We start from the raw sequence: 16,640 nt of genomic DNA on the forward strand, positions 1-16,640 counted from the left end.
GGACGTTACTTCTGCGCCTCCGGGGATTCCTGAGTGGCGGCCGGGTTGGTGGGGAGGGCTACCGTTTCGTCGGACTCGGCCTCAGGCTCGGCCTCAGGGCCGGCCTCGGAGGTGGGCCGCTCCGCTTCGGCGACAGCAGCAGGCTCGGCGGAGGCGCCGGGGACCGGGGCGTTGACCGGAACGTCGGGGGCGGGGGTCTCCTCGCCGCCGACGAAGCCGGCGAAGGCGTTGGAGAACATGGCACGCAGCTCACTGACGCGCTGGGTGATCTGCGCCTCGCGCTGCTGCAGGGCGGCGATGTGGTGCTTGAGGCCATCGAGCTCCTGCTGGGCGGCGGTGCGACGCTCCTCGATCTGACGTTCGGCGTCCTCGCTGGCCTTGCGCAGGGTGGCGGTGGCCTGTTCGTCGGCGGCGGCGCGCTTCGCGGCGGCGTAGGCGTCGGCCTCCTCGCGGGCGGTCTTGGCCTGGCCGACCAGCTCGTCGGCCTCCTTCTTGGCGGCGGTGCGACGCTCCTCGAGGTTGTCGAGCAGTTCGGAGACCTTCTTCGTGGCCTCGTCCTGCTGTGCGGCGATGTCGGTGCGGATCTGCTCGACCTCCGCGTTGACCTGGCTCATCGTCTTGGTGCGCTTGACCTCGGCCTCGTCGTTGATCTCCTGTGCCTTGGACTTGGCGTCGTCGACGATCTCGCCGGCGCGGCGCTGCGCGTCGGTCATCATCTTGGAGACCTGCTCGCGCACGTCGGCGAGCTTCTTGTTCGCCTCGGCGAGCGCGGCCTCGATCTGGTCGTTCGCCTCGGACTTGAGACGGGCCAGCTCCTCGTTGGTGCTCTTGCGCTGGGCGGCGATCTGCGCGGTGGCCTCGGCCTTGAGATCGGAGAGCTCGCGCTCCTGCTTGGCCTTCTCGGAGGCGAGCTGCTTGTCGTGCGCCTCGCGGGAGTTGCTCAGCTCCAGTTCGACGGTCTGACGCTGCTCGGTGACGTTCTTCGCGGTTTCCGCGCGCAGCTGGGCGGCGTTGTTCTTCGCGGAGGTGGTGATGGTGTCCGCTTCGGTGTTGGCCTGGGCGAGGATCGTGGACGCCTTCTGGGAGGCGTCGTCGACGATGTGCTTGGCGTCGAGCTTGGCGTTGTTGATCAGGGTCTGGGCCTGCGCCTGCGCGGCCTTGCGGGTTGCCGCGGCGTCGGACTTGGCGCGCTCGAGCAGCTCGGAGCTGGTCTGTTCGGCGGAGGCGAGCATCTGCTGTGCGTTGGCGCCGAGCGAGGCGAAGCTGCTCGACTTCGGCTTGCGCTTCTTCTCCTCCTCGAGCTGCGCCTGCAGCTTGAGGATGCGGGCGTCGCTCGCGGCGATCTGCTCGCGCATGCCCGCGAGGGTCTGCTGCGCCTGACGCACGCTGGCCTGCGCGGTGGCGAACGCTTCGTCGACCTTGTCCTTGTCGTATCCCCTCAACACAATCGGGAACTGATCCATGTCCCTCATTCCTTTCGCCTGATCGGGCTCAGCACATCACTCGTCGTCCCGTCCGAGACGGGCCCCGTACGCTTTCAGCATCGTAGCCCAAACACGCCGGAGACGAGCAGCGATTATCTGCGATTCACACAGCTTCATCCATTTTCGTTCGTGTCTAGTTCGACCGGAGGCGAAAGGCCGAAATCAGGCGATGAGGATGTCGCCCGACGTGGGTCTGCGATAGTAACGCACGCTGTCGCGCACGACGTCGGCGCCGGCGGTCACCAGATGGCGCAGCGGCAGACCGTGCTGCGGGTGGCGCGATTCGTTGATCAGCGGGAAGCTCACGAATCCGGCGAGCACCTTGTCCTGACCCGACGCCCAGTTGAGCAGGTTGTAGAACAGCGAATTGCACACGAAGGTGCCGGCGTCGGAGCTTAACGTGGCGGGAATGCCGTCACGCGTGAAATCGGCGAGGATCGAACGCAGCGGCAGACGCGTCCAGTACGCGGCAGGACCGTTCGGATCGATCGGAGCGCGGCGGGGCGTCATGTTGTCGACGTCCGGCTTGGCGGCGTCCATCAGGTTCGTGGCGCACCGTTCGAGCATCACGCCGCGGGCCGCGTGTTTGAGACCCGTGGCGATGACGATGTTCGGATGCGTGGCCTCGATGGTCTCGCGCAGGGTCGGCCAAGCCTTTGCGAAGCTCACGGGCAGGCTCACCGCGCTGATGGCGAGCTCCACGTCGTCAAGCCCGTCCACACCCTTTTCGGCCAATGCCTTGGGCACCTCGTAGGACGGGTTGACGCGGACGTCATCGTAATGATCGAAGCCGGAGATCACGACACTGAGCTGCTGCATGACACCAAGTCTACCCGTGCCGAGCCGCTACCTGCGTGCCATCTGGGCCGCGGCGCCGCTCAGCAGCGCGTGCATGCGGGCCTTGGCCTCCTCCTTGGTCATGTGGTGCGTCAGATCGGCGGCGATACGCTCGGCGACGGGGATGTCGGCCATCGTCGTGATCTTCAGGTTCGTCTCGGCGCCGGCGACGATGGCGACCGGTTCGTCGGGCAGATAGTCGACGACGACGCGCGTGTCATCGGTCGGATGGAAATCGGGGTCGGCGGACGCCAGTTCGTACGCGTGGCGGATCGTGGCGAAACGGAACGACTGCGGCGTCTGCGCGCGGAACGTGTTCGGACGATCAGGCACGGCCTTGACGACCTTGCGATCGCCCAGATCCTCGGTCAGAAGGATCGTGTCGGTGGACGCGAACGCGACGGTGGCGGCGTTGAACTGGTCGAGCGCGTCGATCGACCCGTCGATCGCGGACGGTGCGACGAACGGGCGGACCGCGTCGTGGATGAGGATCTTCGCGTTGTCGGGAATGCCCGCCTGCGCGAGCATGTCGAGCGCGGCCGCGGTGCTGTCGACGCGTTCGGCGCCGCCGTCGATGACGACGCGGACCTTGCCGTATCCGGCCTCCTCGATCAGCTCCTCGACGGTGGCACGCACCTTCTCATTGACGACCACGACGATGTCGGTGACGCGTTCGCAGCGCTCGAACGCCTCGATGCTCCAGCACACGATCGGCTTGCCGCCCACGGAGACGAGCTGCTTGGGGTTGTCGGGGTCGAATCGCGTGCCGAATCCGGCGGCGAGGACCACGGCGACGACGGGCGCCTGGGCAGACTGGACGGGGGTATTCTGTTCTCTCTCGGTCATAATGACTCCAACCGTAGAACGAGGGGCGGGCGAGTGTGAGCCGGCTCATGGTGTCTGCACGGAATGTGTACGCGCACGGGGGCCTACTGGCGACGGCGGGACGACTCCAGTTCGCCCATGTCGTCGAACAGGCGATTGATCGCGCTGATGCGGGCGGCCGACTCCTCGGCCGGCAGACAGTCGGAGACGGCGTCGACCAGCAGGGCGGCGAGCGCGAAGGCTGCCGTGTAGCTGGAGAGCACGTGCGAACTCAGGTCGGCCTCGAGGACGGTGATCGGCGGGGCGGACGCGGGCAGGGACGAGCGCACGGTGGCGTCGCCGATGACGATCATCGGCACCCGGGCGTCGGCGAGCGCGGCGACGAGGGCGGGGAACGTCGCGGGGCGGCGGCGCACGCCGATGACGATCGCGATGTCGGCGGGTCCGTAGTCGACGATCTCCTCGGCGATGGACTGGCCGGGCTGCGGCAGAATGCACACGTCGGCGCGCAGCTGGATGAGCTGTTCGCGCAGGTGCAGGGCGATCGGATATCCGTTTCTCAGTCCGATGACGCATACGCGACGGGCGTCGACGATCGCCTTGGCCGCCTGGCGTATGGACGTCTCGTCGAGTCTGGAGAAGGTGCGTCGCACGGCGGTGAGTTCGCGGTCCATATGCGAGGCGACGAGCCCGCCGGCTTCGTCGTCCTCGCCGACGTTGGCGAGTTCGGGCGATCCGGGCTGGTGGAAGCGGCGCACGTCACGGCGGAACTCGCCGGCGTTGGCGTAGCCGAGCTTGCGGTACAGGCGGCTCATCGTCGGCTGGGAGACGCCGCTCAGTTCGGCGAGTTCGGCCGAATTGCACACGAGCACGTCGGTCAGGTGGCCGAGGATGAATCGCGCGGCCTCCTGCTCGGTGGCGGTGAGCTCGTCGAAGGTCCGCCGGATGCGGTCGACGGCGGACACGTCGTTCGGTGCGTCGGATGTTGCGCCGGATGTTGCGCCGGACGTGGCATCGGGGTCTGAAAGATGGATTTCAGCGGTCATGAATCACACTGTTTCGGATGATTGTTTCCCCGGGGTAAACGGATGGGGCGGTTTCGAGGCCTGCATCGGGCTTCTTGGGACGGTATGTGTCATGCGGGTTTCCAAATCGGGCATGCGGAAAAGAAAACGAAATTTTCGAATCGGCGGAAGTGAAATATTAATTTCCGTTAATGATGGCAGGTCGAAAACCACAGCCGACCACAGAACGTAAGGAGCACGCGATGACCGCCATCACCATCGGACAAGTCAAGGAGCCGCCGGTACCGGAACCCGTAGAACCGGACGACGCCACCATCATCAAGGACGGATACGATCCGAGGCTGGCCAACGCCGACCTCGCGCCGCTCAAGCACCAGACGTGGTCGTGGTACAACATCTTCGCGTTCTGGATGTCCGACGTGCACTCCGTCGGCGGCTATGTGACCGCCGGCAGCCTGTTCGCGCTCGGCATCGCCAGCTGGCAGGTGTTCATCGCCCTGATCGTCGGCATCGTCATCGTCCAGGCGCTCGTCAACCTGATCGCCAAGCCCAGCCAGCGCGCCGGCGTGCCGTTCCCGGTGACGATGCGCTTCGTGTTCGGCGTCAAGGGCGCGAACATCCCGGCGATCATCCGCGGCATCATCGCGGTCGCCTGGTACGGCGTGCAGACCTACCTGGCCAGCGAGTCGCTCAACATCATCTTCCTCAAGTTCATTCCGGCGGCCCAGCCGCTCGCCACCGACTACTCGTTCCTCGGCCTGTCGGCGCTCGGCTGGATCTCGTACGGCATTCTGTGGGTGGCGCAGGCGTGCGTGTTCTGGACCGGCATGGACACGATCCGCAAGTTCATCGACTGGGCCGGCCCGCTGGTCTACGCGGTCATGTTCATCCTCGCGATCTACCTCGTGGCGCGCGCCGGCGGTCTCGGCGCCATCGATCTGAACCTCTCCAGCGGCAGGCCGATGGGCTTCATGGAGTCCATTCCGGTGATGATCACCGCCATCGCGCTCGTCGTCTCCTACTTCTCCGGCCCGATGCTCAACTTCGGCGACTTCTCCCGCTACGGCAAGACCTACGGCGCGGTCAAGCGCGGCAACTTCTGGGGTCTGCCGGTCAACTTCCTCGTCTTCTCCCTGCTGACCGTGGTGTGCGCCTCCGCGACCGTGCCGGTGTTCGGCGAGCTCATCACCGACCCGATCAAGACCGTCGAGCGCATCGACACCCCGTTCGCGATCCTTCTGGGCGGACTCACGTTCGTGGTGGCGACCGTCGGCATCAACATCGTGGCGAACTTCGTCTCCCCCGCCTTCGACTTCTCGCACGTCAACCCGCGCAAGATCAGCTGGCGCACCGGCGGCATGATCGCCGCGGTCGGCTCCGTGATCATCACCCCGTGGAACTGGTACTCGAACGATCAGGCCATCCACTACACGCTCGATCTGCTCGGATCGCTCATCGGACCGCTGTTCGGCATCCTCGTGGCCGGCTACTTCGTGGTCTCCCACCAGCGCATCGCCGTCGATGACATGTTCACGATGGACCCGCGCGGCCGCTACTGGTACCGCAACGGATTCAACCCGAACGCGGTGCTCGCGATCGTGCTGGCCGGCGTGCCGTCCATCGTCTGCGCCGTGCTGCCCTCGCCTCTGAAGCAGATGGGCGTCATCAACGTGACCTGGCTGTCCAACTTCAGCTGGTTCATCGGCGCCGGTCTCGGATTCCTGTTCTTCGCGCTGCTCGAGGCCAAGCGCCCGCAGATGGTGCCGCTGGCCGCAGACGATCCGAGCGTCAACGACGGCGCGGCGATCAAGGACTGACCGGGGGCATCCCATGAGGATCAAGGTCATCAATCCGAACACCACGTGGTCCATGACCCGCACGATCGAGGCGGCGGCACGAGCATCCGTCTCGTCGGACGTCGAGATCGAGGCGGTCAGCCCCACGATGGGACCGGTGTCGATCGAATCGCACGCGGACGAGGCGTTGGCCGCCGTCGGCGTCATGGACGAGATCCGCAAGGGCGAGGCCGACGGATGCGACGGATACGTGCTCGCCTGCTTCGGCGACCCGGGCCTGCACGCGGCGCGCGAACTCGCCTCGGGCCCGGTGATCGGCATCGCCGAAGGCGCGTTCCATGCGGCAAGCTTCCTCGGACGGTCGTTCGCGATCGTCACCACGCTCGGACGCACGCTCGGGCGGGCGCGCGATCTGGTCGACGAATACGGCTTCACGCGCGCATGCGTCGCCTACCGCGCATGCGAGGTGCCGGTGCTGGGACTCGACGAGGACCCCGAGAGCGCATATGCGGCGCTCAGGGTCGAATGCGAGCGCACGATCGCCGACGCCTCGCCCGATGCGATCGTGCTCGGATGCGCCGGCATGGCCGGCATGTGCGCCCGACTGCAGTCGGAGCTCGGCCTGCCGGTGATCGACGGCGTGGCCGCGGCCACCTCCCTCGTCGAGGCGATGGTCCGCATCAACGCGAAAACCTCCAAACGCGAGGAGTTCGCCGCCCCGCCCGCCAAGGAGGTCGTTGGCCTCCTCTCCCCCTTCACCCGCGACTGAGGTCACCTCCAACATCTCCCAACATCTTCCAACATCACAGAGCCCGCAGAGAGCTCCCCCATACAGCCAAGGAGCGCACAATGACCGCCATCACCATCGGACAAGTCAAGGAATCCGCACCAATCGCACCACGCACCGTATCCGGCGGCCCCGGCGGGTCCGGCAATGGCTCCGGACACCCGCGTGCCTCCATCGGCGCCACGATCAGGGCGATCGCCGGATCCCTGTTCTTCCAGCTCGTCGTCGCGATCGTCGCGGGCATCGTCGTCGGCATGCTCTGGCCGTCATTCGCCGCACAGGTGAAGCTGCTGGGCGACGCGTTCATCGTGCTCATCAAGATGGTGATCTCGCCGCTGATCCTGCTGGTCGTCATCACCGGCATCGCGCGCATGGGCGACATCAAGGCCGTGGGGCGCGTGGGCGGCAAGGCGCTGCTCTACTTCCTCGCCGTCTCCACGTTCGCGATCGTCTTCGGCATGATCACCGGCAACCTCGTTCAGCCGGGAGCCGGACTCAACATCGATCCGAATTCTCTGGACACCTCCGCGCTTGACGCCAAGACCAACGGGGCGAGCGCCACGACGTCGTTCTCCGCATTCGTGCTGAGCGCACTGCCGTCGAGCATCTTCGACGCTCTGGCCAACAACAACATTCTGCAGGTGCTGGTGTTCTCCGTGTTCGCCGGTCTTGCGGTCGTCGCCGTCGGCCAGGAGAAGGTCAGGCCGCTGCTCGACGTCATGGATGCCGGACTTACCGTGATCTTCACCATCATGCGCTGGATCATGCGCGTGGCACCATTGGGCGCGTTCGGTGCGATGGCGTACATCATCGGCCAGTACGGCATCGGCACGCTCGGCCAGTACGCCAAGCTCATCGCCGCCTGCTACGGTGCCGCCGTCTGCTTCGCCGCGATCCTGTTCCTCATCGCATGGGTCTTCGCCCGCGTGCCGCTCGGATCCTTCATCTCCTACGCGCGCTCCGAATTCGGCACGGCGCTCGGCACCGCATCCACCGAGGCGGTGATGCCGCAGATCATCGAGAAGCTCATCGATGCGGGCGCCCCGCGCGGCGTGGCCGGTCTCGTGGTGCCGACCGGATACTCGTTCAACCTCGACGGCGCGGCGATCTACCTGTCCACCTCGCTGCTGTTCCTCGCGCAGGCGTTCGGCGTGCATCTGAGCCTCGGCCAGCAGCTGGTCGCGATCGGCGTGCTGCTGCTCACCTCCAAGGGCATGGCCGGCGTACCCGGTTCGGCGTTCCTCGCCCTGTCCGCCACGGCGACCGCATTGGGCATCTTCCCGGTCTCGGGCGTGGCGCTGCTGATCGGCGCGGATCGCATCATGGATTCGATGCGCGTGTTCATCAACCTGCTCGGCAACTGCGTGGCCACCTTCGTGGTCGCCAACTGGGAGGGCGATCTCGACCACGAGAAGATGGCACGAGTCTTCGCCGCCGACAAGGCCTCCCGCCGCGGGGAGGCCACCACCGAAAACCCGGCATACGAAACCGCGTGAGGCCCGTTCACCCCATCCGCTCCTGATCACACCATAGGCGTCCGATTCCCGCCAACAGCATCCAAGCTCTGGCGGGAAACGGACGCCTATCGGTTTCTTTGCGTCCGTTTCCCACCAGGATCCGACCCAGCCCACGGCAAACGGACTCGAATCCGGCTTTCGGCGTCCGATTGCCTTGAGAACAGCGGCGTTCCCAGCGGGGAACGGACGCTCCATCCGCGCCCCGTCATCCCGCATCGCGAAAACTCACGTTAACATGAATGAAAAATTTCAGAATTGGGGCAATGATGAAATAATTTTCATCACGACGGGGTCCGATGAATGGAAACCATGCACGGACCCGCCCCGAGGAACACGAACCGCATCCTCACCGAGGATTCCCGCCAAGGAGATGAACGATATGTCAGTCACCACCGAAGAGACCATCGACACGTCCAAGATCAAGCCCGTCAACCCGCCGCACCGCCTGCTCATGGCGCCCGGTCCGGTCAACGTGGATCCGCGCGTCCTGACCGCGATGAGCAAGCCCACCGTCGGCCAGTTCGACCCGTACATGTTCAAGGTGATGGGCGAGGTGCAGGCGATGTTCCGCACCATCTTCAAGACCCGCAACCAGCAGACGATGGTCGTCGACGGCACCTCCCGCTCCGCCATCGAGGCGGCGCTGGTCTCCGCGCTCGCGCCCGGCGACCCGGTGCTCGTGTGCTGCGCCGGCCGATTCGGCATGCTGCTCAAGGAGATCGCCGAACGCGCCGGCGCCGACGTGCACGTCATCGAACGCCCGTGGGGCGAGGTGTTCACGCTCGCCGAGATCGAGGAGGCGATCAAGGAGGTCAAGCCGAAGCTCGTCGCCACGGTCCAAGGAGACACCTCCACGACGATGTGCCAGCCGCTCGAAGGTCTGGGCGACATCTGCCACAGGTACGGCGCGCTGCTCTACACCGACGCCACCGCGAGCCTGGTCGGCAACGACATGCAGGCCGACGCGTGGGGACTCGACATCGTCACCACCGGCATGCAGAAGTGCCTCGGCGGCCCGTCCGGCTCCGCGCCGATCACGGTGTCCGACCGCGCGGTCGAGGTGATCAACGAGCGCCGCAGCATCGAGGCGGGCGTCGCCAACGCCGGCGAGATCGCCCCGGACGAGGATCGCATCCACAGCAACTACTTCGACATGGCACAGATCTTCGACTACTGGGGGCCTCGCCACCTGAACCACCACACCGAGGCCACGCATGCGCTGTACGCCGTGCACGAGGCCGCGCGCATCGTGTGCGAGGAGGGCATCGACAACGCGATCGCCCGCCATGCGCTCAACGGCAGGGCGATGTCGGCCGCCATCGAGGGCATGGGCCTGAAGCTGTACGGCGACCAGTCCCATCGCATGAACGACGTGGTCGGCGTGGTCATCCCGGAGGGCGTGGACGATGCGGCCATCCGCGCGCAGCTGCTCAACGACTTCTCCGTCGAGATCGCCTCCTCGTTCGGCCCGCTCAAGGGCACGATCTGGCGCATCGGCGTGATGGGCGTCAACGCGCGCAAGGACGCGGTCCTGACCTGCGCGGCGGCGCTCGGCAACGTGCTCGAACGCAACGGCGTCAAGGTGAGTACCGACAAGGGCATCGAGGCGGCACTCGAAGTCTACGGCGAGTAAGCGGACCGTCGAATCACGCAAACACGTAAACCCTGCAACCACACGCAACTGAACCGAGGCAATCAAATGAGCGCAGCGCAGTGGGCCGAGGACGCGGCCCGGACGATCATGGACCGGTGCGATCAGCTGGCCACACTGACCAGCATGGAGAACGGCATCGAACGCACATATCTGTCACCGCAGATGGCGAAGGCCTTCGAACTGGTCGGCGGCTGGATGAGGGACGCCGGACTCAAGGTGAGCATCGACCCGGCCGGCAACCTGCGCGGCCGCGCCGAAGGCGAGCGCGACGGACTGCCCGCACTGATACTCGGCTCCCACCTCGATTCGGTGCCCGACGCCGGCAAGTACGACGGCATCCTCGGCGTGATCACGGCGCTGTCCGTGGCGGAGCATCTGGTGAAGTCCGGAGCGACCGCGACGCTGCCGTTCGCCCTCGAGGTCGTCGGATTCGGCGACGAGGAGGGCGCACGATTCGGCGCGACGCTGCTCGGCTCCTACGCGCTCGGCGGCGGCTGGAACGACGAGTGGCTCGATCTGACCGACGCGGACGGCGTCACGATGCGTCAGGCGTTCCGCGACTTCGGCCTCGACCCGGAACGCGTCGCCGAGGCGGCGCACACCACCGAAGACGCGATCGGCTATCTCGAGTTCCATATCGAACAGGGGCCGATCCTCGAGCAGAAGGATCGCGCGCTCTCGTCCGTCAGTTCGATCGCCGCCGCATCGCGCTACATGGTGACGATCCACGGCCTGAGCTGCCATATCGCCACCCCATACGATCTGCGTCATGACGCGCTGACCGCGGCGGCCGAGATCATCACCGGCATCGACCGCATCAGCCGCGAGGCGGGCACACGTGCGAACGTCGGCGAGATCAGCGCCGAGCCGGGCGGCGTCAACGTGATCGCCGGCAAGACGACGTTCAGCCTCGACCTCAGAGCCGGTACCGACGAGCTGCGCGACGAGACGTTCGCGAGGATCTGGGATATGGCCGCCGACGTGTGCGAGCGCTATCACGTGACGATGGATCGCGAGTGCATCCACACCGCCGACAGCGCGCAGTGCGACCCGTTCCTGCGATCCTGCATCGAGGAGGGCATCGAACAGTCGGAGGGCAAGAAGGCGTTCGGACTGATCAGCTACCCGGGCCATGACGGCATGGCCGTGGCCGGGCTGCTGCCGATCGCGATGCTGTACGTGCGATGCAAGGGCGGCATCAGCCACAGTCCGCTCGAATCGGTGCGCGAGGACGATGTGGCGTACGGCGCCGACGCGTTCGCGCATGCGATCGAGAACGTCGCGACGCGACTGCGTGCGGCGGCCGATGAGGCCGAAGCCCGGTCCGCGGCGCTGAACGCGGACATCGTGCTGGCGATGGAGGCGTGAGATGAGCGGGATGAACGGAATGAACGACGTCGACCTGAAGATCACCGGCCGGATGCTGGTCGACGGAACCGTAATGAACGGCACCGTGCTGGTGGACGGCGGTCGGATCGTCTCGGTGACGCGCGGCCGTGGGCTGGATGACGAGGATGCGGCGCAATCGGCCGCCCCCGCCGCCGCCCGCGAGACGATCACCCTGCACGACGACGAGGTGCTCATCCCCGGCATCGTGGACACGCACGTGCACATCAACGAGCCGGGTCGCACCGAATGGGAGGGCTTCGACCATGCGACCCGCGCGGCCGCGGCGGGCGGGGTGACGACCGTGCTCGACATGCCGCTCAACTCGAATCCGCCGACGCTGACCGTCGATGCGTTGAACGTGAAGAAGGCCTGCGCCGAGCATAAGGCGCACACGCAGCTCGGCTTCTGGGGCGGCGTCGACGAGACGAATCTCGGCACCGGCATGTTGAAGCGTCTGTGGGATGAGGGCGTGTTCGGATTCAAATGCTTCCTCTCCCCCAGCGGCGTCGACGAGTACGGTTCGCTCCCCTACCCGAAGCTGGAGGCGGCGATGCGCGAGATCGCGTCCTTCGGCGGGCAGCTCATCATCCACGCCGAGGATCCGCGCGAGCTCGCCGCGCACGGCGGACATGTGACCGACTCGTATCGCAGCTTCGCCGACTCGCGTCCCGCCGAGTGCGAGGCGCATGCGGTGGCGCAGGTCGTCGAGGCGGTCGAACGCACCGGGTGCCGCACGCATCTGCTGCACATCTCCTGCGGCGCGTCCCTCGATGTGATCCGCGAGGCCAAGGCCAAGGGCCTGCCGATCACGGCCGAAACCTGTCCGCATTATCTGACGATCGACTGCGATCACATCCCCGACGGGAACACGGCATTCAAATGCTGCCCGCCGATCCGCAGCCTCGACGAGCAGGATGCCCTGTGGGCCGGGCTCGTCGACGGAACGCTCGATTTCATCGCGACCGACCATTCGCCCGCGACCGCCGCGATGAAGGCCGGAGGTCTTGCGAAGGCGTGGGGCGGTGTCTCCAGTCTGCAGGTCGGGTTCCGCGCGGTGCTGACCGAGGCGAAGCGTCGCGGACTGGGACTGACCGACGCGGTGCGTTGGATGAGCGAGAACACGGCCCGTTTCGCCGGATTCCATGATCGCGGTGCGATCGCGCCGGGCATGCGCGCCGATCTGGTCGTCATCAGGCCGGACGAGCGGTTCACCGTGCATGCGGACGAGCTGCTGAGCCGCAATCCGATCAGCGCGTTCGACGGCCGCATGCTCGACGGCGTCATCAGCCGTACGATGATCGGCGGGGTGACCGTGCATGCGGATGACTTCAACGAGGCCGGCGATCCGGCGAATCTGATTCGTCGGCCGTACGCGACGGAGGAACCGGCACCGTCCGGTTCCGAACGGTTCTGAACGGTTCCGAAAAGGCGAGGAGCGATATGACACGCATTCTGCAGACCGGCGTCGACGTGCCGGCGGACGCGAACTATGTGGCGTCGACCCCCGACCACGTGCTGTGGGGACGTCTGCCCGCGAGCGGCGACATGGCATCCTCCGGTCGCGTGGTCGGCGAGGTCGAACCGGGCGGCAGCATCGTCATCGACACGGTGAGTCATGAGGGGCTGCTTCCGGACCAGGGCAGCGATCCGATCGCCTATTTCGGCTCGCACGGCGTGCCGGCCGACGAGGTGCTCGACGACGCGGCGGCGATCGTACGCGAGGTGCCGCGCGATCCTGACGCCGACGGCCCGCATGTGGTCACCGGCCCGATCCGCGTGCCCGGCGCGCATCCCGGCGATCTGCTGGCCGTCTCGATCGTCAAGCTCGAGCCACGCGTGCCCTACGGCGTGATCTCGACCCGCCATGCGCGCGGCGTGCTCGCGAACAGCACGGACTTCGACGGCGATTACGGCCAGTTCTGCCGTGCCGACGAGGAGACGGGCACCGCTTGGTTCCGCGTCTCCCCATCCGCCGCGGACGGCCCGGCCGTGCGGTTCCCGATGCGTCCGTTCCTCGGCATCACGGGCGTGACGACAGCCTGCGAAACGCGGCCAAGCTCGATCCCGCCGGCCGAGTTCGGCGGCAACATCGACCTGAACGACCTGACCGAGGGCGCGACGCTGTTCCTGCCGGTGCAGGTCGAGGGCGCGGGCCTGTACGTCGGCGACCCGCACTTCGCGCAAGGCAACGGCGAGGTGGCGCTGACGGCGCTCGAGGCTTCCCTGAGGGCCACGCTGCATGTCGAGGTCGTGCCGGCCTCGCGCGCGAAGTCGCTGTTCGGCCGCACCGATCTGCCGTTCGCGGTGGCGCACGGCGCGCTCATTCCGCTGGGGCTCGGCGACACGCTCGACGACGCGCTCAAACAGAGCGTCGAACACACGATCGACATGGTTTCGACGCTGTTCGGCCTGCCGCGTCATCAGGCGTATCTGCTGCTGTCGGCGGCGGTCGACTTCGATGTGACGCAGGCGGTCGACATCGTCAAGGGAGCGCACGGACTCGTGGATCTTACGATGTTCCGCGACTGCCCCGGATACGATGAGGCGATCGCCGCGATCGGATCGTTCATGGCTGAATCAGTACGCATCGACATGAGGAGACAGTGATGGCGATTTCGGCTTCCAAGGCCACGAGCGCGCCCGCATTCGACAATGTGGAGACGCTCGACCCGGCGCTGCGCACGGCGATCGAACGCTACGAGCGCGCGCTGATGGCGAACGACACGGATACGCTTTCCGAACTCTTCGCGGACAATCCCGACGACATTCCGGTCGTGCGCTCGGATGGTGCGGGCATGCGCGTGGGACACAATGCGATCACCGCGTTCCGCGCCAAGCGCGGCGGCGCTCCCGCCCGCAGACTGCACCGGCGCGTGGCGCGTCAGCTGGATGCGGACAATGCGGTCGTCGTCTCCGAGTTCGACAAGGTCGCCGGCGGCAAGGTGATCCAGACGCAGGTGTGGATGCGGATCCACGGCGAGGCCGCCGGGACGGCAGGTGCGCAGGGCGCCCATCGCGGCGCGCGCGATGCGTCGGACGTGCCGGGCGCGTGGCGGATCGTCGCCGCGCATCTGACCTACCCCGCTCCCGCGCTGGACCGGCGCGTGTGGCGCGTGGCGGGTACGCCGTTGATGCCCGCGGCCAAGCAGGGGCCGTTGAGCGGCATGGGCGTCGCGGTCAAGGATCTCTACGCCGTCGCCGGGCAGCGCATCGGCGCGGGCAATCCCGATTTCCTCGCCGACTCCCCCGTGTGCGAGACGAACGCCGACGCGGTGGATATGCTGCGCGACGCGGGTGCGTCGATCGTCGGCATCGCGCAGACGGACGAGTTCGCGTATTCGCTGGCCGGAGCGAACGTGCATTACGGCACGCCGCCGAATCCGAAGGCCCCGGACCGCATCAGCGGAGGCTCGTCGTCCGGTCCGGCGTCGGCCGTGGCGCTCGGTCAGGCGCAGATCGGTCTCGGCACGGACACCGCCGGTTCGATCCGCATTCCCGCGTCGTATCAGGGGTTGTGGGGCATTCGCACGACGCATGACCGCATCAGCCGCAAGGGCATCCATCCGCTGTCCGACTCGTTCGACACGGTCGGTTGGATGACGCGCGACGCGCAGACGCTGGGATTCGTGGCCCGCGCGCTGATGCCGGATCGCGAATCGGGAGACGCGATCGACGGGCTCGCGATCGCGACGGACCTCGATCCTCTCGCCGAGCACGATGTGCGCGAGGCGTTCGAGGCGTTCCGCGACACGGCGCTGCGCAAGAGCGGCAAACAGGTGAACAACGCCGGCATCACGCCGAACATGCTCGACGAGCTGCTCGCGATCTTCCAGGTCGTGCGCGGGTTCGAGGCGTGGCGCGCCAACGGCGCGTGGATCTCGAGGCATTGGGATTCGCCGGCTCCGGAGATCGCCGAGCGGTTCCGCCATGATGCGACGATCGGCGAGGACGACTACAGGCGCGGGTGCACGCGTCTCGAACAGGCGCGTACGCTGGTGCGCGGCATCATCGGACGGCATGCGCTGCTCATCCCGTCGGCGTCGTCGGTGGCGCCGTTCCTCGTGAACAACGGGGATGTGACGATGGTCGAGCATGCGCGCGCCCAGACGCTGCGGCTCACGTCGATCGCGGGCGTCGGCGGTCTGCCGGCGGTGAACATCCCGCTGGAGACCGCCGACGGCCTGCCGTGCGGCGCATGCCTCATTGGCCCCGCCGGTTCGGACAAGACGCTGATCGAACTGGCGAAGGAGCTGTACCGGTAGGGGCCGGCCGCGAGGGTGCCTGACTAGTGACGCACGATGAGGGCGAGGAGACGCCCCTCGTGCGTCTTGCCGGCCTTGGAGGCGCGGCGGTGGGAGTACCATAGCGGGTTCTCGAGGGTGCACATCGAGTGGTTGATCGCGCCGATGCGTTCGGCGAGCTCGGCCGGCCCCTCGCCGTCGGTGCGGCACAGTTCGGCGAGCTCCGTATCCTCCTCGAGGTATTCGGTGGCGGCGTGGACGCGCGGCATCGAATCGACGACGTGGCTTACGCCGGCGAAGGCGAGGTCGATCATCGCGGCTTCGGCGATGTCGATGCCGGCGCCGCCGAAGCGGGTCGTGGTCCGGGTCAGCGGGAAGCGCTTCTCGAACGTGTCGGCGATCTCGTCGCCGACCTCGTAGCAGTCGCCGCAGATGCGGGGGCCGAGCGTGGCGACGATGCGGTTCGGATCGGCGCCCTTGAGCTTCATCAGGTCGACGGTCGCGCCGATCACGCCCCGCTCGAGACCGCGGCGGCCGCAGTGGGCGGCGCCGATCACGCCGGCCTCGGGGTCGGCCATGAGCACGGGCAGGCAGTCGGCGGCGAACATGCCCAGGGCGATGCCGGTGCGCGTGGTCACCTGTCCGTCGGCCTCCTTGACCTGCGGCGCGGCGGAGTCGGCGGCATCGCCCGTATGATTCGTGCCGGAAACGTCGAAGCCGAACGGCGTGTTGATCTCGAAGGCGCTGTCCACGTCGACGGCGATGCCGGAGTGGACCTGCGAGACGAGCGAGAGCCGGGCGCCGATCGCCTCGGCGAGGGCCACGCGGTTGGACAGCACGGCCTCCGGGTCGTCGCCGGACTTGCCGCCCAGATTGAGGTTGCCGTAGTCGCCGGCGCTCAGGCCGCCGAGTCGGGTGGTGTAGACGACGGTCACGCCGGGGGCGAGCGCGATCGGGATGGTCACCGGGATCGGACGGCCGTCGCGGTCGGTGGAGCTGATCTTGTTGGAGTCGATGATGGCGTTGTCGTCGTATTCGGTCATGAGATTCTCCTTGCAGTCCTTGAAGTCGTTGAGGTCGTTGCG

The 16,640-nt window shown here is 67.0% G+C and carries 13 protein-coding genes; 8 read left to right on the forward strand and 5 right to left on the reverse strand.

Translation table 11 applies throughout. From position 1 onward, the window contains the following. Nucleotides 1-5 precede the first annotated feature (5 nt). From EMB92_RS05240 to EMB92_RS05255, 4 genes are all read right to left on the reverse strand, one after another. The gene (locus EMB92_RS05240; RefSeq protein ID WP_395951800.1) at nucleotides 6-1,472 is read right to left on the reverse strand and encodes a cell division protein; all 1,467 of its coding nucleotides are present in this window, start codon (nucleotides 1,470-1,472) and stop codon (nucleotides 6-8) included. 174 nt (nucleotides 1,473-1,646) lie between these two features. Continuing rightward, entirely contained in the window at nucleotides 1,647-2,303 is a 657-nt protein-coding gene (locus tag EMB92_RS05245) for a pyroglutamyl-peptidase I (RefSeq protein ID WP_043164630.1), read from the reverse strand. Nucleotides 2,304-2,330: 27 nt separating this feature from the next. After that, a complete protein-coding gene (locus EMB92_RS05250) occupies nucleotides 2,331-3,167 on the reverse strand; it encodes an IspD/TarI family cytidylyltransferase (protein ID WP_150394020.1) in 837 nt (278 codons plus the stop codon). 83 nt (nucleotides 3,168-3,250) lie between these two features. Next, nucleotides 3,251-4,192, reverse strand: a complete 942-nt coding sequence (locus EMB92_RS05255; RefSeq protein ID WP_150394021.1) for a MurR/RpiR family transcriptional regulator — start codon at nucleotides 4,190-4,192, stop codon at nucleotides 3,251-3,253. A gap of 221 nt (nucleotides 4,193-4,413) precedes the next feature. Here EMB92_RS05255 and EMB92_RS05260 point away from each other — a divergent pair, with 221 nt between their 5' ends. From EMB92_RS05260 to EMB92_RS05295, 8 genes are all read left to right on the forward strand, one after another. After that, entirely contained in the window at nucleotides 4,414-5,988 is a 1,575-nt protein-coding gene (locus tag EMB92_RS05260) for an NCS1 family nucleobase:cation symporter-1 (protein ID WP_150394022.1), read from the forward strand. A gap of 13 nt (nucleotides 5,989-6,001) precedes the next feature. Further along, nucleotides 6,002-6,736 (forward strand): aspartate/glutamate racemase family protein, encoded by a 735-nt coding sequence (locus EMB92_RS05265; protein ID WP_150394023.1) that lies wholly within the window; start codon nucleotides 6,002-6,004, stop codon nucleotides 6,734-6,736. A gap of 80 nt (nucleotides 6,737-6,816) precedes the next feature. Then, on the forward strand, nucleotides 6,817-8,250 hold the full coding sequence (locus EMB92_RS05270) for a cation:dicarboxylate symporter family transporter (protein WP_150394024.1): 1,434 nt from the start codon (nucleotides 6,817-6,819) through the stop codon (nucleotides 8,248-8,250). Between the two features lie 400 nt (nucleotides 8,251-8,650). After that, nucleotides 8,651-9,904 (forward strand): pyridoxal-phosphate-dependent aminotransferase family protein, encoded by a 1,254-nt coding sequence (locus tag EMB92_RS05275; RefSeq protein WP_150394025.1) that lies wholly within the window; start codon nucleotides 8,651-8,653, stop codon nucleotides 9,902-9,904. Between the two features lie 66 nt (nucleotides 9,905-9,970). Continuing rightward, complete coding sequence (locus EMB92_RS05280) at nucleotides 9,971-11,293, forward strand: Zn-dependent hydrolase (protein WP_150394026.1); 1,323 nt, start codon at nucleotides 9,971-9,973, stop codon at nucleotides 11,291-11,293. Between the two features lies 1 nt (nucleotide 11,294). Further along, a complete protein-coding gene (allB, locus tag EMB92_RS05285) occupies nucleotides 11,295-12,728 on the forward strand; it encodes an allantoinase AllB (protein ID WP_223847588.1) in 1,434 nt (477 codons plus the stop codon). A 26-nt stretch (nucleotides 12,729-12,754) separates the two neighbouring features. Then, nucleotides 12,755-13,921: an acetamidase/formamidase family protein gene (locus tag EMB92_RS05290; protein WP_150394027.1), complete on the forward strand. Its 1,167-nt coding sequence runs from the start codon at nucleotides 12,755-12,757 to the stop codon at nucleotides 13,919-13,921. Beyond that, on the forward strand, nucleotides 13,921-15,576 hold the full coding sequence (locus tag EMB92_RS05295; protein ID WP_150394028.1) for an AtzH-like domain-containing protein: 1,656 nt from the start codon (nucleotides 13,921-13,923) through the stop codon (nucleotides 15,574-15,576). Before EMB92_RS05290 ends, EMB92_RS05295 begins: the two co-directional genes overlap by 1 nt. 23 nt (nucleotides 15,577-15,599) lie before the next feature. Here the strand turns inward: EMB92_RS05295 and EMB92_RS05300 are convergent, their stop codons facing one another. Continuing rightward, nucleotides 15,600-16,598, reverse strand: coding sequence for a purine nucleoside phosphorylase YfiH/LACC1 family protein (locus tag EMB92_RS05300; protein WP_150394029.1), 999 nt, complete (start codon nucleotides 16,596-16,598; stop codon nucleotides 15,600-15,602). Nucleotides 16,599-16,640 lie beyond the last annotated feature (42 nt).

This window comes from Bifidobacterium callitrichos (assembly GCF_008698085.1).
Lineage (GTDB): Bacteria > Actinomycetota > Actinomycetes > Actinomycetales > Bifidobacteriaceae > Bifidobacterium > Bifidobacterium callitrichos.